The organism is Bacteroidia bacterium (assembly GCA_041391665.1).
GTDB lineage: Bacteria > Bacteroidota > Bacteroidia > J057 > J057 > JAGQVA01.
The window spans coordinates 1868157-1892024 of sequence record JAWKNO010000002.1 but is presented as its reverse complement, the minus strand read 5'-3'; the positions used below and the strand labels follow the sequence as shown (position 1 = coordinate 1892024).

At 48.3% G+C, this 23868-nt stretch carries 11 protein-coding genes and 1 tRNA gene; 7 read left to right on the top strand and 5 right to left on the bottom strand.

The genetic code is table 11. The features are described 5' to 3' along the window. The first annotated feature begins 52 nt into the window (after positions 1 to 52). A complete protein-coding gene (locus R3D00_19205; GenBank protein MEZ4775321.1) occupies positions 53 to 2017 on the top strand; it encodes a multicopper oxidase domain-containing protein in 1965 nt (654 codons plus the stop codon). Here R3D00_19205 and R3D00_19200 read toward each other — a convergent pair. Further along, positions 1998 to 3716 carry an efflux RND transporter periplasmic adaptor subunit gene (locus R3D00_19200; protein ID MEZ4775320.1) on the bottom strand — a complete coding sequence of 573 codons (1719 nt, stop codon included), beginning with the start codon at positions 3714 to 3716 and terminating at the stop codon, positions 1998 to 2000. The genes R3D00_19205 and R3D00_19200 overlap by 20 nt on opposite strands. After that, the gene (locus tag R3D00_19195) at positions 3716 to 7357 is read right to left on the bottom strand and encodes an efflux RND transporter permease subunit (protein ID MEZ4775319.1); all 3642 of its coding nucleotides are present in this window, start codon (positions 7355 to 7357) and stop codon (positions 3716 to 3718) included. The genes R3D00_19200 and R3D00_19195 overlap by 1 nt, the downstream gene beginning before the upstream one ends. Before the next feature lie 203 nt (positions 7358 to 7560). Here R3D00_19195 and R3D00_19190 point away from each other — a divergent pair, with 203 nt between their 5' ends. The 4 genes from R3D00_19190 (at position 7561) to R3D00_19175 (ending at position 14137) form a co-directional block, all read left to right on the top strand. Then, positions 7561 to 8562 carry a DNRLRE domain-containing protein gene (locus tag R3D00_19190; protein MEZ4775318.1) on the top strand — a complete coding sequence of 334 codons (1002 nt, stop codon included), beginning with the start codon at positions 7561 to 7563 and terminating at the stop codon, positions 8560 to 8562. 117 nt (positions 8563 to 8679) lie between these two features. After that, complete coding sequence (locus tag R3D00_19185) at positions 8680 to 13119, top strand: T9SS type A sorting domain-containing protein (GenBank protein MEZ4775317.1); 4440 nt, start codon at positions 8680 to 8682, stop codon at positions 13117 to 13119. Positions 13120 to 13130: 11 nt separating this feature from the next. Next, on the top strand, positions 13131 to 13823 hold the full coding sequence (locus R3D00_19180; GenBank protein MEZ4775316.1) for a glycosyltransferase family 2 protein: 693 nt from the start codon (positions 13131 to 13133) through the stop codon (positions 13821 to 13823). Then, complete coding sequence (locus tag R3D00_19175; protein ID MEZ4775315.1) at positions 13823 to 14137, top strand: DUF2304 domain-containing protein; 315 nt, start codon at positions 13823 to 13825, stop codon at positions 14135 to 14137. Before R3D00_19180 ends, R3D00_19175 begins: the two co-directional genes overlap by 1 nt. 85 nt (positions 14138 to 14222) lie before the next feature. On the opposite strand, the gene R3D00_19170 is transcribed toward R3D00_19175, so the two are convergent. Next, positions 14223 to 14837, bottom strand: coding sequence for a DUF5662 family protein (locus R3D00_19170; GenBank protein MEZ4775314.1), 615 nt, complete (start codon positions 14835 to 14837; stop codon positions 14223 to 14225). 93 nt (positions 14838 to 14930) lie between these two features. Here R3D00_19170 and R3D00_19165 point away from each other — a divergent pair. Next, positions 14931 to 15007: transfer RNA gene (locus R3D00_19165), tRNA-Ile, on the top strand. Positions 15008 to 15174: 167 nt separating this feature from the next. On the opposite strand, the gene R3D00_19160 is transcribed toward R3D00_19165, so the two are convergent. Together R3D00_19160 and R3D00_19155 are read right to left on the bottom strand one after the other, a co-directional pair. Continuing rightward, positions 15175 to 16998: a RagB/SusD family nutrient uptake outer membrane protein gene (locus tag R3D00_19160; GenBank protein ID MEZ4775313.1), complete on the bottom strand. Its 1824-nt coding sequence runs from the start codon at positions 16996 to 16998 to the stop codon at positions 15175 to 15177. A gap of 26 nt (positions 16999 to 17024) precedes the next feature. Next, positions 17025 to 20129: a SusC/RagA family TonB-linked outer membrane protein gene (locus tag R3D00_19155; GenBank protein ID MEZ4775312.1), complete on the bottom strand. Its 3105-nt coding sequence runs from the start codon at positions 20127 to 20129 to the stop codon at positions 17025 to 17027. Between the two features lie 503 nt (positions 20130 to 20632). Between R3D00_19155 and R3D00_19150 the strand changes: the two genes are divergently transcribed. Continuing rightward, complete coding sequence (locus R3D00_19150; GenBank protein ID MEZ4775311.1) at positions 20633 to 23821, top strand: DUF4397 domain-containing protein; 3189 nt, start codon at positions 20633 to 20635, stop codon at positions 23819 to 23821. The last annotated feature ends 47 nt before the right edge of the window (positions 23822 to 23868 follow it).

The window sequence follows — 23868 nt, the reverse complement described above, 5'->3', positions numbered from 1 at the left end:
CTTACCTGTTTTGCTCTTTCTGTCGGTATGTAATAGTTCTTTTGCCCAAACCATGAAAACCTTCGACCTCGTCGCCCGTCAGTCCGGTACTGCGGTAATGTGGGATGGCGAAAGTGTGGATTTGTGGGGATTTAAAGAAGGACTTGGCGGCAACGTATCCCTTCCCAGCCCCTTGCTGGTAGTCAATGAAGGCGACTCGGTTACCATAAATGTCATCAATCAGTCTTCCATGCCGCACACAATCCATATGCATGGCCTCGATGTAAACCAGGCCAATGATGGTGTCGGCAAAACTTCTTTTGATATTCCGCCTGTCATGGGAACCGGTACATATAAGTTTAAAGCTACCCATGCCGGTACATTTATCTACCACTGCCATGTGGAGACTGTCGTTCACCTGCAACTGGGTATGTATGGCGGTATAGTGGTAAAAGCAGCAGGTGGCGCCAATAATGCCTGGACCGGTGGGCCTGCATTTGATAAGGACTATACATGGATGATATCTGATGTGGACAAAGGCTGGCATGATAATATTCCGATGAATGGTGCGCTGCCGGGTTTTACGCCTGATTATTTTCTGGTGAATGGAAAATCGAGTCAGCAATTAAATGATACAACGATTTCGATCTCAGCAGATGTAGGAGATAAAGTATATCTCCGGATGATCAATATTGGCTATACGCTTTCCCGTGTCATTTTTCCAGCCTCGCTGAATGCAGAAATTCTTTCTTCAGACGGAAGGCCACTGCCGGTAAAAGAGGTGTCTGATACCGTAGATATCTATCCGGGGGAACGCTATTCTGTTATGCTGGATTTTGCTTCAGCCGTTACAGATAGTATCCTGGTGGAGTATTACAATATGTATGACAACAACAAATTGTTCACCAATAAAGTCCCGCTTGGTGCCACGCCTCCTCCTCCTCCTCCCACGGTGAAATTTAACCAACTCGATGACTTTTCCGACGCTACCACGCTGTCATGGGGAAGTGGCGGCCCAAATCCCAATCCGCCTGTAAACGTCTATAGTGGCGGCCCATTAGGTGCAGGTGATGAGTTTCTCCAGATCACTTCCAATGGAGGTGGGGGTTCCGGTGCCAAACTGGTTGCCTTTAATACTGCTCATTGGACAGGCGATTATATTTCCGAAGGAATTAAGTCTATCCGGATGGATGTCAATAATACCAGCGGGCCCGACCTCAACCTCCGGCTGCGATTTGATGGCCCCGGTGGCACCTTCCTTTCTGTAAATCCTGTTCAGGTACTAGCGGGTTCTGGCTGGCAAACGGTTGTCTTCCCGATTGAAGCTGCTGACCTCACCGGTGGGGCAGATTTTAATGTGACCATGAGCGAAGTCAGCAACCTGTGGTTGTACAACAGCGCAGGGGCAATCTTCCCCGGGCCGGTGACAAACTCTGTTCTGGGCGTTGATAATATTTTGGCTACGGGACCCGCTACGGGTTATCCGGTCGAATGGCTGGCCTTTACCGCCCGGCCTGTAGGAGAGAAGGTCGAGCTGAACTGGACCACCGGAATAGAAAAAAACAACCGGGGATTTGACATTGAAATTACCACCGGGGATATTTTCAACGGATTTGAACCTATTGGTTTTGTAGAGGGAAAAGGCAATTCTGATGTTCGCACAGATTATACATTCACAACCGAGCCGCTTAAGCCCGGTGGGTATCAGTTTCGTATCCGCCAGTTGGATTTCGATGGCGCATTTACCTACAGCAATATTGCATCAGTAGTAATCAATGGTGCCTCGATGGCTTACCTTTATCCCAACCCTGTAGTGGAAAATGGCGCACAGCTGAATGTGAACTTGGCAAAAGAGGAAAAAGCTACCATCGATATTCTCGATATTTATGGAAAACATATAGAGACGATAGTAACGGGGAAACTGGGAAACAATACCCTGTATCTCGATCTGGAAGAATATCTCGACGGGTTGTACATTTGTCAGATTACGACAAAAACACAAAAACTGACCGTCAGATTTATGGTTTTGAGGGGGTAAATGTTTGTTTGACAACCCCACAACGGAGCATTTTATCTCCAAAGTATGGGTTGCGAATCTCCTCAATTTCACTTAGCCATCCGGCGCCTGTATTGTCGAAAGCCATGGGACACCAGGCCTGATAAACGGTGATCTCCGGCAGTGGGAAGTTTCTGATCAGTTGGATAAAAGCATTGGATATGGGTAAAAATGCTTCCCGCTGAACAGAAACTTCCTTTTTTTCTGCGTGAATTTTTTCCCCGCTCTGACGAATGATATGAGAGATTTCTTTCCACTTCTTCTCATAATCGCCGCTTAATCCTGATGCGGAAATCTCGGCTATGCTTTGATTGAGTTTCATGGCAGCTTCTGAAGCGAGTGAAGCGTCAGTTGCCACGAGGGCATTTTTAAGCTCAAAATATGCCTGAAACAGCGGTTGGATTTTTTTGTTAAAATGAGGGGAAACCGTTCCTTCTGCAGCTGGTTTTTCGCCAGCAGGGTGAGGGGGGTGCATCATGCTATATTTGCCGGCAAGCTGGGCCGCAGCGTCTATCTTGAAAGCGCCGTTTACCACTACGAGTTCTCCTTCTTTCAACCCCTGTAATATGACATACTCCTCGCCCAGATCAGGGCCAATGGTGACTTCCCGGATATGAAATGCCGGTGGTGTCACTTCCGGTATCTGTACATAGACCAGCGACCGTCTTCCTGTCCAGAGCACAGCCGTTTTGGGTACAACCAACTGCGGTGTCTTTTCCCTGCCTGAAGCGGCTATTTTTCCATAGACATACATTTCGGGTTTTAGCAGGCGATCGGGATTGGCGACATCTACCCGGATGCTTACTGTACGCGATGTTGGGTTTACGAGTGGATCTATAAAGCTGATTTTTCCGGTAAATGTTTTTCCCGGCACTGAAGGATTGGTAAAAGAAACGACATTTCCAATTCGCAGCCAAGGTACGTCCTCTTCGTAGGCGTCAAATATTGCCCAAATCCGACTCAGGTTTGCTACTTCAAACAGAGAAGAACTTTCACTGACGTATTGCCCTTCGGTGACATTTCTCCGGATAATGGTTCCTGAAACCGGTGCTGTTATCTGGATATTTTTTACGATGGGTTCACCCGTTTCAATCCCATCAATCGTTTCTTCGGAAATATTCCATCTGCGGAGTTTGTTGCGGGCGGTAATGTACACGGCAGGGTTCATTTTCCGGAGACTGGTGGCATCAAAAAACTCTGTCTGTGCTGCAATCAGTTCGGGTGAATAGAGGTCAGCCAGCACCTCTCCCTCCTCTACATAGGCGCCGGTATAATTGACGCGCAGATGGTCAATTCTGCCCGAATACCGTGCGCTCACCTGAAAAGTATTCCGCTCATCAGGTACCAGTCGCCCTTGTAAAAGAATTTCTTTCTCAACTTTACTTTTGATGACGGGTGCTGAGCGAATCATCGCCATTTTTGCATTGCTTTCCGATAAAGTCAGGGTAAGCGAATCGGTCGTTTCGTTGCCATTCATTGGGATCAGGTCCATACCGCATAAAGGGCAGGGTACTGGTTCAGGCAGGCGGATTTCCGGATGCATGGAACAAGTCCAGACAACGGCTGTTTCCGCATGGTCATGGGCAGGTTGCTCGCCGGAAGACCTTCCAAAGATGAGCCATCCTAATAAAAGACCCGAAAAGATATAGAGCAGGGGGATAAACTTTTTTATTTCCATCATCAGGTTGCGGATAATATTTTTTCCTGCCAGGCAGCATACAGCACAGGCACGATAAACAAGGTCACCAGTTCCATCATCATCCCTCCGAAAAGCGGGATCGCCATCGGAATCATAATATCCGATCCCCGCCCGGTAGAGGTCAGGATCGGCAATAATGCCAGAACAGTCGTTGCCGTTGTCATCAGGCAGGGTTTGATACGTCTTTTTCCAGCCTCCAGCACAGCCTTTCGGATTGATGCCCGCGTTTTGGGGTTTCGTTTTTCAAACACCTGGTGCAGATATGTTGCGATCACCACGCCGTCATCGGTGGCAATACCGAATAACGCAATAAATCCTACCCAAACCGCTACGCTCAGGTTGACCGTGTCAATATGAAACAGGCTCCTCAATGAAAGGCTGCCAATATGTATGGACAGAAACCACGGTTCTCCATATAACCAGACCAGGAGCATACCTCCACAGAAAGCAAGCCATATTCCCGAAAAAATCATCAGAGAAGTGACCACTGACCGAAATTGCAGATACAGCAGGCCAAATACCAGCATGATTGCAAAAGGAATAATAATCAATAGTTTTTTTTCGGCTCGTGCCTGTTGCTGGTAACTTCCTGCAAAGGCAAAATTAACCCCTGCCGGTATCACCAGTTTCCCGGATTCAATTTCTTTCTGAATGGCTGCTTGTGCCTGTTCGACCACGCTGATTTCCGATTTTTTCGAACTGCGGTCAAATAGTACATAAGCCACAAGGAAATTGTCTTCTGTGCGAATCATCTGCGGCCCGGAGGCGTAGCCAATATGTGTGAGTTCACCGAGGGGAACCTGAATGCCGCCGGGGGCGGGAACGGGTAGCCGCGCGATGCGGCCGGGGTCGTCGCGGAGTTCGCGTGCATAGCGGAGCCTTATGGCATATCGCTCGCGTCCTTCGACCGACTGACTCAGCGGCATTCCGCCGATTCCCACCTCAATGATTTCCTGAATTTTTTTGACCGTGAGTCCATAACGGGCGATTTTTTCCCGGTCAATATCTATAATCAGGTAAGGTTTGGAGAGAATGCGGTCGGCAAAGACCGTTGCCGGCTGAATATCTTCCACATGTTTTAATATAGTTTCCAGTTGTGTGGCAAATTGCTGTATGCTGTCGAGATTCGTTCCACTGACTTTGATTCCCATCGGCGCCCGCATGCCGGTCTGAAGCATGACAAGACGTGTTTCGATGGGTTGAAGCCGCGGGGCAGAGGTTACGCCCGGCAACTCAATGGCCGCGATCTCCTTCCATATATCATCGGGAGAGTGAATATGATCCCGCCATTGGCGGAAATACATGCCGCTGGCATCGGGAATCAGCTTGCCGTCGGCATCGCGCTCAAACGCCCCCTCGGCGTTGACCCTGAAGCGAACCCGGAATCCGTTGGAATCGGTAATATATTCACTTTTATAGTGTATCAGATTCTCATACATCGAAATCGGTGCCGGGTCCAGTGCTGATTCGGCTCTGCCGAGTTTTCCCACTACACTTTCTATTTCCGGAATGGCGGCAACGGCCATGTCCAATTGCTGTAATACTTCCTGATTTTCTTCCATTCCGGCGTGAGGCATGGAGGTGGGCATCAGCAAAAAAGAACCTTCATCCAGCGCCGGCATAAATTCTTTGCCGAGTCCGGGAAATGTTTTTGAAACAAACTGATAAACTGCATGCTGTTTCAAAAAATCAGGAACGATCGCCGTCATTTTTCCATAACCAAACCACACCGTAAATGTCAATGCAGTGAGGGCCATTGGCAAGGAAAAAAATGCCAGCTTGTGTTGCAGACACCAGGTAAGAATGCGTGTATAATATTTGTGGAGTAAAAGCATGATGCCCAGCAGCCCGGGCACAACGATCGCTGTAAAGAGAAAATGTTGCCAGTTATTTGCCCCGGCCCCCAATGGTGCCCAGTACCGCGCCAGCATAGCCAGCAAAATGAGTGAAACCAGCCAGATATCCGGCCGGGAAAAACCGGTTTTCCGTATGCCTGGCAACCGGGTGATCCATTTTCTACTGTATTCAGCCCATTTTTCCAGCCGGAAGTAGTTGAAGGTAAGGTGTGCAAAGGCGGGTACAATGACCAGTGCCATAGCCAGCGATGATACCAACGCGATGGTTTTTGTGATGGCAAGTGGCCTGAACAACTTCCCTTCTGCCCCTTCCATAAAAAATACTGGTAGAAAACTTACAATGGTCGTGAGAATGGCCGTAAGAATAGCCGGGGTAACTTCTTTGGCCGCTTCCGAAACTTTGCGCCGGGGTGGTGTATCCGTGGTGTCTGTACGCAGTCGCTGAATGATATTTTCAGTCAGCACAATTCCCACATCGACCATCGTACCGATGGCAATGGCAATACCGGCAAGTGAGACAATATTGGCCTCCGTACCGAGAAAACGCATGCCAATAAAAGTCAGTAAAACAGCCACCGGCAGCAATCCGGAGATCAGCAGGGAAGCGCCGATACTTCGGATCATGACAACAATTACCAGCACGGTAATTAGTATTTCCAGGATCAGGGCAGTTTGGAGTGTGCCCAGCGTCTCTTTTATGAGGGTGCTTCTGTCGTAAAAAGGGACGATGGTTAATTGGGAAATTGTACCGTCGCCGAGTGTTTTGCGGGGGAGTCCTGGTCCCAGTTGCTGGATCCGGTCTTTGACCGATTCGATGACTTTCATCGGGTTTGCGCCGTATCGCGCAACTACCACGCCACCGGCGACTTCGGCTCCGCCTTTATCGAGGACTCCTCTTCGGGGTGCAGGTCCTAGCGAAACCCGGGCGATCTGCCGAATGCGTACCGGTACCTGATTGCGTGTGGTGATAACCGCATTCTCTAAATCCTGTATGGACTTTATATAACCAAGTCCTCGTACTGTGTATTCCACCCGATTGATCTCAATGGTACGGGCGCCTACGTCCATATTGGTATTGCGCACGCTTTCCATAATCTGACTAAGCGTGAGATCGTATGCTTTGAGGGATACAGGATCCACATCGATCTGATACTCTTGCAAAAATCCGCCAACTGAGGCGACTTCAGCTACCCCCCCGACAGAAGCAAGTGCATATTTTACCTGAAAATCCTGAACAGATCGTATCTCTTGAAGATCCCAGCCGCCTGTTGGATTTCCTTCTTTATCCCTGCCTTCCAGTGTGTACCAGAATACCTGCCCCAGTGCGGTGGCATCGGGGCCAAGTTGTGGTTGCACATTGTCGGGAAGGGTGCCTGGAGAAAGCGCATTGAGTTTTTCCAGAATACGGGAGCGACTCCAGAAAAATTCCGTACCTTCCTCAAAAATCAAGTAGATGCTGGAAAACCCAAATACAGAATTACTCCGGACCGTTTTTACCCCTGGAATGCCCATCAGCGTTGTCGTGAGCGGGTAGGTGATCTGGTCTTCAATGTCTTTGGGTGAACGGCCTGGCCAGCGGGTGAATACAATCTGTTGATTTTCTCCCAGATCCGGAATCGCATCTACAGAGATACGGGCGTCGTCGGCCCAATCACCCCAAACCGAAGGAAAAGGAGAGGTGAGCGTTCCACCAGCCAGAATAGCGGCAAGCAGCAGGAAAACTATGGGTTTGTGTGTAAGAAAAAAATGTATGGTCCGGTTCAGCATATGTTAAAATTCTCGGGAAGCAGGTTCCGGAACGACAAAAGCAATGAGAGAAAGATTGAAGTCGAATTTGAGGGTAAAGCTACGAATCGGAAATATTTACGTTAGTGATAATTGTCATTGAGGGCGTATTTATTGATAAGTTTAAATATTTTATCAGAATGATTAACTACAAAATTCTTACCTAAATTTCTAAACATTATTCTATGAAACATTCATTTCCAAAGTTAACACTGAATTGGAGTAAGTATTTTTTCTTTTTTCTCTATTTTATTATTTCTGCGTTTTCAGGCTTAGAGCACCTGTCTGCGCAAACTTCTACGACCATTGTTGCAGACCTCGACAATACATTGATTGAAGATGTTGGCGGCTTGCTGAGCAATGGCAGTGGTAATTATTTTTTTGCAGGCCGAACCGGACAGACCGCAGGGTCGATACGGCGCGGACTGGTACATTTTCCTATGGACAATATTCCTGCCAATGCGATCATCGACAGTGTTTCGCTGATGCTGAATATGTCACAGGGATCCGGTACAGGCACTCAAACAGTCAAATTACACCGTGTGATGGCTTCATGGGGTGAAGGTTCTTCCGCTGCCGCTGGCAATGAAGGCGCAGGTGCCGCATCTACTACAGGTGACGCAACATGGATTCACCGGTTTTATGATACTGATTCATGGACTACGGCAGGGGGTGATTTTCTGGCGGTTTCCAGTGGTAGTCTGGACGTGCCTTCCACTGCTGGAAACAACAATTGGTCCGGAGCAGGCCTGGTTGCCGATGTGGCTTATTGGATAACCCAACCCGACTCCAACTTCGGTTGGGTATTGGTAGGAGATGAGTCGAAAGGGAATACAGCCAGAAGGTTTGGTTCTCACAACAACTCGGATGAAGGACTACAGCCCCGGCTTTTTGTCCGCTACACCCTTCCCGATGCCAACGATGACTTACTCGCAAGCTTTGGACTTGAGATTTTTCCCAATCCGGCCAATGAAAGAATTGCCTTAAAATGGGAAGGGAAACAAACTGGTTTTGCCCAGGTGAATATTTTTGATATTAATGGAAAAATTGCTTTGCACCATCCGGAATCTGTTTTATTACAGCAGGGAAATCTTTCACTTTCTATCTCAGGGCTGAATCCGGGCATTTATCTGGTGAAATTTTCTACCGGTGAATTTGATGTTTTCCGAAAGTTAATAATTCAATAGCCAGTGATTTTGTCTGAAAAGTTAATTGTCTGATAATTATTTTTGTATATCTTATCCTGCAGCCCCGGTCCAAAATGCTGGGGCTGCACATTTATTGTTAGTCCAAATGTTTGAGTGATGAATTTGTTTACCAACCGGGTTTTGATTGCATTTCTTGTGTTAGCATTAACTGCTACCGTTTTTTACACTACTACTTCCAGGTATTGGGCAAACCGCAATACCCTCATCGCACACGATATCCCGCTTCATATGGAAGACGAGGGGGAAGAGGATGAACCAACGCTGGAAGAGCGTGCACTTTTTGTTGATGCACGGATTCAGTTTGAATACGATATGATGAAAGATCCCGCTACGGGGCAAATTCCCGAAGGGATACGCCAAATAGAACTTTCTCAGGCATATCGCGCGCCTGTTCAGAACCCAAGCCAAAGGAGTTCTGCATTTACCGTTACGGAAAGAGGCCCCAATAACCTGGGCGGACGCACACGGGCCATCGCTTTTGATACCCGCTATGCTTCCAACAGTACCATTCTGGCCGGGGGGGTGAGTTCGGGCGTCTATCGCACCACCAACGGCGGTACAACCTGGACAAAAGTCTCCTCCAATGACGAAATCCACAACGTAACTGCTATCGTCCAGGACACTCGCTCCGGCCAGGAAGATACCTGGTATTACGCGACGGGAGAAGCCAGCGGAAATAGTGCGTCTCTTAGCAACAACTCCCTTTATTTTGGAACGGGTATCTGGAAATCAACCGATAATGGCGATACCTGGACTTTCCTCGGAAACTCAAACACGGGCTCCCTGGAGAGTTTTGATAATTGTGCAGACTTTATCAGCAAACTGGTTGTCGACCCTACCAACGGGGATATATATGCTGCGGCATTAGGCGAAATTCTCCGCTCACAGGATGGGGGAAGCACCTGGTCTCTTGTACTGGGCCCTGGTTGTGGCTCTCCTTCGAATATGACCGATATCGTGGTAACTTCAACCGGCCGGCTGTATGCTGCATTTTCCGGTGTTCTCTCTTCAACTATAGATGGCGTCTGGACATCCACCACAGGCGATGTCGCTTCCTGGACCCGTATCGCAGGCAATGGTACCCCCGGAACCTGGAGCACCTCCGGAAACTACGGCAGGGTTGTACTTGCCATTGCTCCGTCAAATGAAAATATACTATATGCGTTATACGATAATGATTTTTCCAGCGACTGCGCAGGTACAGCCGGAGTAGAGGCTGATTTTTTTCAGTGGAACCAGGGCACAACAACATGGACCGACCTCTCGGCCAACTTACCCGATGAAACGGGCTGCTCAGATGGCAATGACCCATTTGCTATCCAGGGAGGATATGACCTGGTAGTGGCTGTAAAACCCGACAATGCATCTACAGTTTTTGTAGGCGGAACCAATATTTACCGTTCGACAGACGGATTTACCTCCACTTCGAATACCACAAGAATCGGCGGTTATGCCAATACAAGTGGGTATGCAAAATATACTAATCACCATCCCGATATTCACGCGCTGACATTTGCCCCCAACAACAACGATGTATTGTATAGTGGTACTGACGGCGGGATTCACAGCGCAGATATTACTGCCGGCACACCTTCCTGGACCAGTTTGAACAATGACTATGTCACTTATCAGTATTACCATGTAGCGATTGACCCGACGACGGGAAGTGACGTGGTAATTGGTGGCGCCCAGGACAACGGAACAACCTCTTCTTCCTCCGGAACTACACATAGTGAAATTGGTTCCGGCGATGGCGTTGCGGTAGGAATATCTTCCGGCGGAACAAATTTTTATGGTTCGCAAAACGGTACGCTACGCAGAAACGGAACCTATATCACTCCCAGTGGTGCATCCACCAGTATATTTGTTACCTATTTTCTCCTCGATCCTGACAATACAGAAATTCTCTATTTTGCCGGAGGAACAGATCTGTTTCGCACAACAGCCGCATCGACGGTAACTTCCGGCACATGGACAACAATGACCGGGGTGGGTAGCGCAGTAGGTGATAATATTCGTTCGCTGGCTGTTACACGGGGAAGTGGATACGGAAGTACAGATGCCGGCCGGGTATTGTATATTGGTACACAGGTAGGAGAAGTTTTCCGGTTAAATGATCCGGCTTTTGGTGCGGCAGCGACCGCACCGACAGATATCACCCCAGGTACAGCCGGATCAGGAATTGTAAGCAGTATTGCAGTGAACCCCAACGATGCCAACGAAATTCTGGTAACCTATTCCAACTATAATACCAACAGCGTTTACCACACTACGAATGCCAATTCGGCTACGCCTACCTGGTCGCTGGTGGAGGGGAATATCTCCACAGCCTCTTTCCGGTCGGCTTCGATTTTGGAAGAAGGCGGCATAACCTATTATGTGGTAGGTACATCAATCGGGTTGTATTGTACATCCACGTTAAATGGTGGTTCGACCACATGGACAAGGATCGGGAGCACCAGTATTGGCTACGCCTTGACAAGTTCGCTGGCTTTACGGGCTGACGACAACTTCCTGCTGGCAGGAACCCATGGAAACGGGATGTTTATGGTAGAGCCGCCCCGTGGGCCGGAAATATCATTTGTCCTCACCAGCTCTTCCACGACAGAGGCAACCGCCGCGACAACTTCCTGCCGGGATTATACAGACATAACCGTGACGATGCAGATCGCTGCAGCACCTACCGGGGATGCTACGGTTACGATCAACCTTGCCGGAACGGCGACGGAGGGCACCGATTACGATATACTCAATGTAAGTAAACAACTCACTTTCCCGGATGCCAGTATAGCTACACAGGATGTGGATATCAGAATCTACGATGATAGTGGCGATGAAAGTGCCGAAACCATTGTGCTGACTTATGTGATTTCCGGCACAACAGATGCTACCGCAGCAAGTTATAATCAGTCTCATACCATTACCCTCAATGACAATGATACCGGGCCGGTCGCCGGTTTTACTTTGTTTACAGAGGACTTTGAGACTGCCCTCGTATACGGCGCATTGGGGAGTTCAAACTGGAGCAGAGGACTGTTTGGCGGAGCAACCGGGGCAAACTTATGGGAAGATGGGGCCAACGGAGGAATGACGGGAACCGGGAGCGCCTATGCTTCCAGTGACGGCATAAATGCTACCTATGATAATACCACTGTCGATGATGTAATTCTGAGTACGCCGCAGATTGATGGTACGGCTTACAGTGGAATGGAAGTGAGCTTTGATTTTAAATGTAACGGAGAGTCAGGCGCTGACTACGGGAGACTGTATTATTCTTTGAATGGGACATCATTCACGCTGATTGAAGGCACTACTACTGCGCCTTATGTCGGAGTAACTTCTGCCACTCCCCGGACGGTAACTATTCCCGCTGCGGTTGACAATTCGACCTTTTTTATCGGGTGGCGCTGGACCAATGATGCAAATGGAGTGGGATCTAATCCCGGCTTTGTCATTGACAATGTGGATGTTCATACTACTGGCGGAACAAACGTTGAGACCGTTCTGAATTCTACTGATTCTCAGTACTTTGGGCCTTTTGAAACGGTACATTATTACGACGGATCAGAGATCGTGCTGAGTCTCACCAATAACTCTGCGTATGATTATGGTTGTACTTCGGTTACGGTAGATCGCGCTGGAACAGGGGCACAGTCTGCCTGGTCGCTTACCGCAGGGCACGAGCTGGCGGACAAAACCTTTATTATCACCCCAACCAACAACAGCCCGGGGGGAGGCGATTCCTACGACATTACCCTTTACTATACTGATGCCGAATTTACCGGTTGGGTAGCCAACAGCAACCCCGCCTACACTACTTCTGACTTTAAACTGGTTAAATCTGTCGGGCCCATCAGCGGATTGTCACCGGCCAACCAGAATGCAACCCTGAACCTGGCGGTAACATATGCTGCCCTGGGATCCAATCATGCCTTTACCGCCAACTTTACCGGAGGATTTTCAGGGTTTGGCGGTGGCAACCCCAATACCCCGCTTCCGGTCGAACTGTTGACCTTTACCGGAGAAGAAAACGCCGGAACAGTTGAGCTGGAATGGCGAACCGGTTGGGAGCTCAACAACGATCGTTTTGAAGTGGAAAGGAGTGCCGACGGGGTTGCTTTTGAAACCATCGGGCAGGTAAAGGGCAAAGGCAATTCGCAGGTACCCGTAACTTATCATTTCCCAGACAATAATCCCTTATCCGGTTCCAACTTCTACCGGTTGAGACAAGTAGATTTTGATGGAAAATTTGTTTATTCTGATATCGTGGAGGTATGGTTGGCCAAAGATTTTAATGTACGTATTGCTCCCAATCCATTTTCTGACTTCCTTACCGTCGAAATGTTTGCCGGGGAAAAGACCGAAAGCACATTGAAACTGTTTTCTACCGATGGGAAAGAGGTGTTTGTGAAGAAATGGAATTATGAAGGCCGGTTGAATGAAAAACTTGCGATTCCGGTGCTGCCTCAGGGAATCTATATTTACCAAATAGAAAATCTGGAAAAAATTTATACCGGGAAACTGATTCGAAGATAACCCCCTTACAGATGCGCCTAACCCAGAACCGAACGTTTGTGATTGTGCCAGCTTTCAACGAAGCTGAAATTATCCGGCAGACGGTTTTGGGTTTACTTGAAGCTGGTTATGAGGTGGTGGTGGTGGATGATTGTTCGACGGATGGTACGGGAGACAAAATTGCAGATTTATCCATTCGCTATATACGCCATTCGGTTAATCTGGGTCAGGGCGCTGCCCTGATGACTGGGATGACTTTCGCCCGAAAGCTTGACGCAGACTACGTAGTGCATTTTGATGCCGATGGCCAGCACCGGGTGGAAGATATCCCGGATATGCTCTCACCACTATTGGACGATATCGCTGACATTACGTTGGGATCGAGGTTTTTGAAGGCGGGGCAGGCGGGGGCAGTGCCTATTTTTCGGCGGGTGCTCCTCCGGGTTGCGGTATGGGTCAACGCACTGTTTACCGGACTCTGGCTCACAGATGCACACAATGGCCTTCGGGCGATGAACCGCAGTGCGTTGGAGAAAATTCGTCTAAGAGAAAATGGCATGGCACACGCGACGGAGATTCTTTCGGAAATCCGGCATCATAGCCTGCGATACAGAGAAGTTTCCATGCAGGTAAAATACACTGATTACTCCCGCCAGAAAGGTCAGTCCGCGCTGGATGCTTTAGGTATTCTGACAGACCTCATTATTCGCAAAATATTCCTCTGATGAAACCGATTCAGTTTATCCTCGTGCCGGTATTATTGTTTTTACTGGCGCTGTTTTTTCGCAAGCTACGGCAGCAACCCGTGATGCGGATTTTTGTCATGGCAGTGTTACTCGCCGGACTGGTATTTTCGGTATTTCCGGAGTCCAGTACAGTCATCGCCAATTACCTCGGTATAGGCAGGGGGGCGGATCTGATCATGTATGTCGGGATGCTGGGGCTATCGGCGGTGTCGGTGTTACTGTATCTGCGCACGCTGAAGCTGGAGCTCATGATCACCGAAATTGTGCGTAGAAAGGCGCTGGAGGAATCATAACCGGGGGCTTCGAGAACCTCAGCCCCCGGTTATTTGCGAAATCTTTTGGTGGCTGAGATTCTCAAAGCCCCTTTCGCTATACAAATCAACATCTAACTGTATAGCCCAGCTTTTCAAGAACAATATTCAGTTTAGATTTTGTATCGGGGTGGAATAATACATCTGGCAGATTTTTTACCATCCAGGATTCCATTCCCCCGCCATAGACGATGGAAGCACCTTTCCAGTCGGCGACCATTTCCATGACAAAATGTTCGGGCATGGGGAGAGCCTCTACATTACCCCGGCGGTCAACGGACAACCAATGTTCGGGGTGGTGTTCGTTGTGGGTTTTGTGATGATGCCAGGCAAGCGGGAAAACTTTTTTCATAGCAGCCGCTTTGTCTTTGTCGGAGAAATAGTGGGCGTAGATATCCATTTCTGCCGGGGCAAATTTGGACAAATCATGGACGGCATATTGATAAATATCTGCGTCAGAAATTTGCCCTTTGCAGGCCATGAGGGTTTCCATACCTGCGCGATAGACAGCCACTTTATGAGGTATAAGGGTCTTTTGCAGATAATTGATGACGACAGGATCTGATATTTCAGTGGTGGCAGTAGCCGGAAAAAAACGGCTTTCAAATATTGTGGAGAGGCGTTGCGGTTGGGCGAAATCAATTTGTCCGCAAAAATCGACAAAAACATCATAAAGCGTCATAGGGTACAATTTGTAAACAAAATTAAGAAATCCCGCGTATGAAATTGGAAATATGCGACATGCCGTCTTATATTTGCACCGCGAACAATCGCAGGGCCTATAGCTCAGTCGGTTAGAGCACCTGACTCATAATCAGGTGGTCCCTGGTTCGAGCCCAGGTGGGCCCACCAAAAATCAGGCAGTTAACTCAATCTTGAAGTTGACTGCCTTTTTTTATATTCAACCCGTATGGCGTCTGTAGATCATATCAGATATTAAAATGAACTGAGTTATTAATACAAGAGCCACCCCAATATTTGGGATGGCTCTTGTATTACATGAAAATAAAGAGAAAAAATTATTTAATCTCTGTAAGTGGCGGAACATTTTTTTCCGAGCCTGGATATCCGAGGTTCTGGTTAATACGTCCCTGTGTGTTGGCATTAATCGCAGGTGCCGGAATGGGATATAACACATGATAAGGGCTCATGGTATATTCATCCCCATGGATCGTCTTCACGCCCTGATTGTAAAAGGCCGTAGATTCCATGATCCGGTCATACCAGAAATTGTTCAGATGAAAATCGGAAAGGCTGTATACCTTTCCATTGTAAGCAGGTTTTCCGGTTTGAGCGAAAATAAAGGCAATTCTGGTCAGCTCGGTATTCCGGGGTTCTTCATAATATAATTCCCGGGCGCGTTCATCGAGAATGGTGCCGATATTGATTTCAGATGGTGAAAGATCCGGCGCATTGGCTCTTCTTCTGACCATATTGACGTCTTCGGCCGCTCTGCCCAGGTCATCCTTCCATGTATAAGCTTCAGCCCTCAGCAGGTAGGTTTCTGCCAACCTGAACACATACCAGTCCGAATAACCTCCCGAAGGTCTGGCATTCTGGGGATCCGGTATATATAATTTATACAGTGGGAAATCGTACCAATTTCGTATGGTATCCGAGCAGAGGATCACCCCATCTGTTGTGTACAACTGGAGGGGTTTATTGTAATAGGGATTTCCTGCGGTTTTCAGACTCGGGGCATTGTAGGTGATGTCTTCCATGCGGATCCAGTTGGGATACTTGTGTCTAAGGTCTGTCGTATCCTTCCAGATAAATTTGGTGCTATAGGGCGTTCCCCGGTTACGGCCAATGCCTCTGCCGTATGATTTTACATGTGCTAATTCGGCATCAGGGCTGTCAGACATTCCATTGGCTCCATCAGGAGTGTTGATAAATCTCCACCAAAGCGGAACTGCCTGCCGCATTAAACTGGTGACGCCACCCGCACCTTCATAGCCTAACCTTGAGATCACATTTAGAATAGCCTCCTTGTTTTCAGGAATACTTTTATTCTCCGGGCGATGAAGGTCATAAATGACGTTGCGTGTAGTATTGTCTTTTTCGGATCCAAAGCGCTGGGTCATCAGCGCATAGGTTCCACCGTCAATTACCTGACTGGCCGAAGCAATGGCTGCGTCAAATAAGCCCATGGCCAGGTTGACTTTGGTCAGCAAGTGTAAAACGGCGCCCCTGCTGACTTCTCCCTGATTGACCGATTCCGGAACCCAGAGCGCTGCCTGCTCCAGGTCGGCTTTGATTTTCTGCAGAATCGCCATGCGGGTAGTCGAGACAAAATCAAGTTTTGGTGTAGAGATTTCTTCCATCAGGGCAGGTACATCGCCAAATTGCTGTGTGAGACGGTAATAGCGATATGCACGGTGAAAATAGGCAGCCCCCAGGATCTCGTTTCGCTCTTCCACGGAATTGTAGGTAGCATCATCGATTCTCGATATTACCGTATTTGCATACTTGATCCCTATATACCAGTTTTCCCAAAACCAACCGATTCGATTGCGGTCAGCACTATTGAGATTTGCATCAGGCAATATAAGGAGGTTTAGGTCCTGGGCAGGGCCCGACTTGTCCGTTGTTCCTTCAACAGCTACTTCAGAGAATATATTTTCTGTGATCATCGGGGCTCCATCGCCATAAAATTCGGAACGGAGATTGGTCATGGCCTGGGATAATAATCCGCGCATCCCATCGGCATTGTTCAGCGCATTTCCTGGCGTATAAAACGACAGTTCCTCCGGTTCAAGAAACGATTCTTTACAGCTTATTGAAAACCCGACCATTAACAGGAGCAGGAGGAGGTTGATTTTAAATATTATATTGAATTTCATAATGCTTTCAGTTTGTAGTGAAGAAATTAAAGTGAAAGATTAAGCCCGATAGTATAATATCTGGGTGTGGGCGTTAGTCCGGAAGTACCACTCACATCACTGGATTCAGGATCATAAAGATCCCAGTCAGGCGCCAACACATAGACATTCCGAACGTTGGCATATACCCGAAGTCCTTTTACAGCTATTTTGCTCAGGATCTGATTGGGGATATTATAGGAAAGGGTGAGGTTTTGCAGGCGAACAAACGAGTTGTTGCGATACACGTTAAAACTTGCGCTTCCATCGCTGGAAAACAAACGGGCGTAATTATCGATTTGGTTATCTTTTGTCCAGTAAGGGGTCTGCAACGAATTGGTGCGGTCGATAAAGCCATCTCTGTTTTTGGCAGGATTAAAGGCTCTCATCTGTCCCATCATGGAGTACATCTCTACAGAAAGATTCAAACCTTTCCAGAACTGGAAGTTGTTGACAAAAGTCCACTGGAATCTGGGTGTGGAAAATCCCAGAAAATCATTGTCTTCGATCGTGTAAATCCCATCGTTGTTTTTGTCTTCCAGCTTGAAGTCGCCGGGGAATTTTCCGTATTCAGCTGCGGCATCCGCTTCACTGGTTTTATATACCCCCAATACATTAAGTCCCCATATTTCATCGATGGCATGACCGATAAACCACCGGTTGGTGATGTCATCGAGTTCATTGCCGTTTGCATCGAGGTCGCCATAGAGGCTATTGATCTTGTTTCGGTTCAGGGAGAAATTAAATGTGCTGCTCCAGGCAAAATTTGGCCGTTCGATGTTTCGTGTAGTCAGAATCAATTCCATCCCACGGTTTTGAACTTCACCTAAATTAGTAAATACACTGGAGAACCCAATCACATTGGGTAAGGCCCGGCTTACCAGCAGGTCATTGGTCACCATGTCGTACAATTCCAGTGATCCATCAAGTCTTCCTTTCAGCGTGCTGAAGTCAAACCCCAGGTTCCATGCAGCAGTACGCTCCCATTTCAGGTCGAGGTTCTCCATTGTATTATTGGAGAGCGTGGATACGGTCTGTACAGCACCATTTTTGTCCACGATCAGATTTTTGCCTGCAATCAGCTGGGACAATGCCGCATACCGACCGATATTCCGGTTGCCATTTTCACCCCAGGAAAGTCTGACTTTAAAAAAGTCGATTCCACTCACGTTGAAAAATGATTCTTCGGACAGCACCCAGCCTGCCGCCAGAGAAGGAAAAGTCGCCCTTCGGTTGTTTTCCCCAAAGGCAGAAAACCCATCCCGGCGTATGGTTGCTGAAAGGAGGTATTTTGACTGGAAACTATAGTTTAACCTTCCCATCAGGGCATCCCCTGTGCTCTGTTCATCATTGCCTGTGAGTGATATCGCCGTACCCAGTGACAGGTTGTTGTAGCCCAGCGCATCGTTCGGATCAAATATTCCACTGGTGGTGCGATCGCTGAATATTTTGAATTTTTCAGCATAGGAAAGGAAGGTAGCGTCGAAGGTATGGCCTCCGAACGTTTTATTCCATTTCAAGACATTGTCGATCTGCCATTCGGCAATTTTTGTATGATCCCGGAACGCAGTACCAGTTGCCCACTCCGGACTTACCGAAGACTCGTGGTTGAAAAGATCATTCCATTCATACCGGTTGGTAAAAGCAAATTGATATGAAAAGCCCAGTGGCAAAGAAATCGTGCTGTAGATCCTCGTATTGAGGGTGTTAAATTTCCATGAACGATCAGTATAGGTTCTTCTTAGGAGAGGGTGGCGGGCGCCGGCGCCGGGGTCATCCTGTGGGCTGAATCTGAGTGTCGACCCGTCGTCTGAAAGCTCCGAACCCCAGGGAGAGTCCTGCGAGACCATGTTCCATTCTGCCGGCACTGAACTTTCATCCCGGTCAGCAAACTGAGTATTGGCCCCAACCGTTATCCACTTATTGATTTTACTTTCAATGTTCAGCCTGGAACGAATGGTGGTAAACCGCTCTCCCACAATAATGCCCTCATTGTCTGTGCGACCGATGGACCAGTAATACTTGACTTCGTCCTTTGTGCCAGATAGACTCAGGGTATGGTCATTGCGAAACCCTGCCTGAAATATCTGATCATACCAGTCAACGCTCCGCCCTGCGAGATAATTGGCAATCTCAACATCCTGAAAGCCGATCCGGTTCAGCCAGGCTGTGGTAGGATCTCCCTGTGCCCCATCGTAGGCCAGCCATTGAGCAAGGGTAACACCCGCCGGCAAATTGTTGGGATTGTCAAACTTGCCAGGAGTCTGCTCATGGTTTACATTGATGCTTTTGAATACATCCGTCCGCCAGGCAGCATAACCGTCAGGATCATAGGGCTTGTGTACAATGGCATTCGTGGCAAATCCGGCGCTGCTGCTCAGAGAGATCGTAGGCGCCATGCCATCTCCACGTTTTGTGGTGATCAGCACCACACCATTGGATCCACGGGCACCATATACAGCGGCTGAGCTGGCATCTTTCATCACATCAATTTTGTCAATATCGGCGGGATTGATATCAGAAAGATCTCCGTTATAAATCATACCATCTACAACAATCAGGGGGCTGCCGCCTGCGGTAAGGGTATTTTTCCCTCGTATTTCCAAATCACTTACCCCTTTGGGCGAGTTGTTGAAACCTACGCTCAAGCCCGGCACATTGGCGCGCAGGAGGTCTGTCATGGAATTGGGAGACTGGTTGGCGATTTTCGTCGCATCAATCTGAGCAACGGCGCCGGTCAGATCCTTTTTCTTTACCGTACCATATCCTACCACGACCACTTCATCCAGGGAGGATACATTCTCAACCATGACAATCTGCAATTGCGATTGTCCCTTAACGGGGACTTCTAAACGTAAATACCCAAAATACGAAACGACCAGCGTTTCATCACCAGTGGGGAGGTTCAGTGAAAATTTCCCGGCATCATCAGTGAGTATGCCGGTCGAAGTTCCTTTTACGAGGACATTCACTCCGACCATTGGTTCACCGGATTCGTTGGCCACCGTTCCCGAAACTTTCATTTGTGCATGGGCCGCAACCATACATAGGAGCCCCACAATTATACCCGAACAAAAGTTTTTCCAGTAAATAGTAGTAGTAGCATTTTTCATAAAAAATTTCCTTTAAGGTGAAGAATGAAGATGAACAAATCTTTATAGAATAAGTACATGTATAAATTTCTTCTGAACCCCCCAAAACTGACTGGCTGGCTGGTTACTATATCCTGTTACGGCTCTCAGGCAAAAGGAATCTTTAAAATGCGTTATTTCATATTGGGCTTATTTCAACAAATCAGATAACTATCAAATTCAAAATAATAAACTATCAGGAATTTTCCCACAATTATTTTACCTCCCCTGACGGGTATATGCGACCCTGATTGCGATTGAACCCTTAGCTGGATAAATGATCTCAGGCAAAGATCATTTGCTTCAAATAATTAAATCATCAGTTTTAATAATAAAGTTTCCTCTTAAAAATCTGACTATCAATTATTTTTATTTTTTTCATATATCAAATCTCATCCAGAAACCTAAATATTTGTCAGTGAATGAATGTAACAAAGGAGAAGTTAAACAGGTTTTTTGCTTACGAACCACAAAATTTTCAGATTATGAAAAAACTCCTCCTCCTCGCATTTTTCCTGCTCCCGGCTGCGTTTCTGTCAGCACAGACAGCGATGGTGCAGATCATTCACAACTCTCCTGACCCTGCGGCTCAAACGGTAGACATCTACCTGAATGCCGGAGCTACTCCCGCTATTGACGATTTTGCTTTCCGCAAGGCAACACCGTTCATTTCACTGCCTGCAAACACACCATTGAACGTGGGTGTCGCCCCCGGTACAAGCACCGGCCCTGGCGACATTATTGCTACCATTCCTTTACCCGCGCTTACTGCTGGTGAAAAGTATGTAGTCATCGCTACTGGTGTGCTTGACCCTTTCCAGTTTGATGGTACGGCTAATGGCACGGCGATTGGTTTTGATCTGGAAATCATTACCCCTGCGCTTACTGCTGACCCCGGCAACCAGGTATCGCTGAATGTGTTCCATGGTGCTCCTGATGCGCCTGCAGTGGATGTACTCGCCAATAACGGCCTCACCCCGCTGATTCCCGGCCTGGCTTACCGTCAAAGTACCGGATATGTATCTCTGCCTCCGGCAACTTATTATCTGAGTGTAACGCCTGCCGGCCTCAATAATGTCGTTGTCGGTACTTTTCAGGCATCGCTTGACGGCCTTGGTGGTGGTGCCGGTGTAGTTTTTGCCTCAGGCTTTCTGAATCCATCCCTCAACCAAAGCGGGGCCGCTTTCGGGCTTTTTGCAGCACTGGCCGATGGCACGGTGGTCGAACTCCCTGCTGTCAATTGCAATCTGGGTATCATCGATTTTACGCTGATCGATGCCAAGGCCGACACGGTTATCACTGCCTATGATCCCATCCCTGACGGGGCTGTCATCGACCTCGCAGCGGTGGGTACCGACCGGTTGAATATTCGCGCCAATACCTGCGACGGTTTCCCGGTTGGTAGCATATCCTTCGACCTGACCGGCAGTCAGTCGAAGAGCAAATACGACAACAACGCCCCTTTCTCCCTGTTTGGCGACAACAATAATGGCGGATATTTTATCTGGCCTTCCCCACGCCCCGTTTCTGGAGACAGCTATACTGTAACCGCAACCGCTTATCAGGGAAAAGTAAAAAAAGGAAGCAGCGGTACGCCTGTTTCTGTGAATTTCTCATTTGTGGATTCCAATATTCCTGCTTTTGTCCAGATTATTCACAACTCCGCTGATCCCGGTGCTGAAACGGTTGACATCTATCTCGATGGTGGTGCACAACCCGCAGTGAATGATTTTAAATTCCGCACGGCTACGCCTTTCCTTGGACTTCCCTCCGGAAAAGCTTTTACCGTGGGTATTGCCCCTGGAAACAGCACTGGCCCCAATGATATCATCGCCAGTTTTCCTTTTCCCGCCCTCACTGCCAACGAAAGTTATGTGGTAATGGCTACCGGGGTACTCGATCCGACCCAGTTTGACCAAAGTGTCAACAGCGCGATTGGCTTTACGCTGGAAGTTTTCCCTGCTGCATTACAGGCGTCGGGAAACAGCGATGTGGCCGTACTCGCCTATCATGGTTCTACAGACGCGCCGGCAGTTGATGTCCTGGCCAATGGCCTGACTCCGCCACTGATTCCGGCTATTTCGTATGGGGATTTTGCCGGATACCTGAATGTGGCTCCCGGTGATTATACCCTGACCATTACCCCAGCCGGACAAAATGCTACGGTAGTCGCAGAATATCGCGCCGACCTTACCGGACTCGGTGGCGGGGCAGCAGTTGTATTTGCCTCAGGTGTCCTCGATCCCACTGTTAATCAGAATGCCGCTTTATTTGGCCTATTTGCTGCGTTGCCCGATGGAACGGTGATTGAATTTCCCGCTCCCGGTGCTTATGTACAGATCATCCATAACTCCCCTGATCCTGCGGCAGCGGTCGTGGATATCTATATAAATGGCGGAGCTTTGCCTGCAATTGATGATCTCGGTTTCCGCGAAGCAACACCTTTTCTGACCTTGCCATCAGGCGTGCCACTCACCGTGGGTATCGCACCTGGAAACAGTACCGGCCCCGGCGATATCATTGCATCTTTCCCGCTTCCCGCACTGACATTATTCCAAAACTATGTAGTGATGGCTACGGGTGTACTTGACCCCTCCCAGTTTGACCAGAGTGTCAACGGCGCCTCCATTGGCTTTACGCTGAATATACAGACACCGGCTCAGCAGGATGCAGCTGCGGGGCAGACAGCAATTTTGGCTTACCACGGATCTCCCGACGCCCCCGCAGTAGATGTACTTGCTTTTGGCTCGACTCCTCCGCTGGTACCTAACCTCAGTTACGGTGATTTTGCCGGTTACCTTTCGGTTCCTTCCGCTACCTATGTGCTGGACGTAACCCCCGCAGGTCAAAATAGTACGGTTGTGGCATCTTATCAGGCTATGCTTGACGGACTCGGCGGACAGGCAACTGTCGTATTCGCTTCCGGATTTCTGAATCCCGCCAATAACCAGAGCGGTGCAGCATTTGGCCTGTTTGCTACGCTCAATGACGGAACGGTTATTCCCCTTCCGACCTTCGAGTGTGATCTTGGCGTATTGAACTTCACCCTGATCGATGGCAAAACAGACCTTCCGATTCCGGGTTATGACCCTATCATGGACGGTGCGGTGATTGATCTGGCAGGACTCAATCCTTCCAAGCTGAATATTCGCGCCAATATATGCCCCGGAAACGCGCTCAACAGCGTAGCATTTGAACTTACCGGCAGCCAGACCTTAAATACCGTTGACAACAATGCACCATTTGCCCTGTTTAAAGACAATGGCAAAGGCGGATTCTTTCAGTGGACTGGTGCTGGACCTGCAGCCGGAGACGCGTATACTCTGATGGCAACTGGTTACGATGGAAAAGCAGGCAATGGCGTTGCTGGTACACCGAAAACCATTTCCTTCTCTTTCATTCAGTCTCCGGCACGACTGGCCGGTTTGAGCGAACTCACACTCACCGTATATCCAAATCCGACAATGGGCAAAGTACAGCTCGAAATTGAAGGAGCCAACGGATCGGAAGTAGAAGTTGTCGTTCGGAACCTTATGGGACAAATCGTAAACTCTCCCGTTTTCACGACAGCGTCAAATCTAAAACTTGACCTCAGCGGTCAGCCTTCAGGTGTGTACTTTATTCAGGTCAGCGACGGAAACACCAGTACCATGCAGAAAGTATTGGTACAATAGTTTTTGTGCAATTCTTTTGCCTGATAGTTTGTATAGATGAGCGGGTG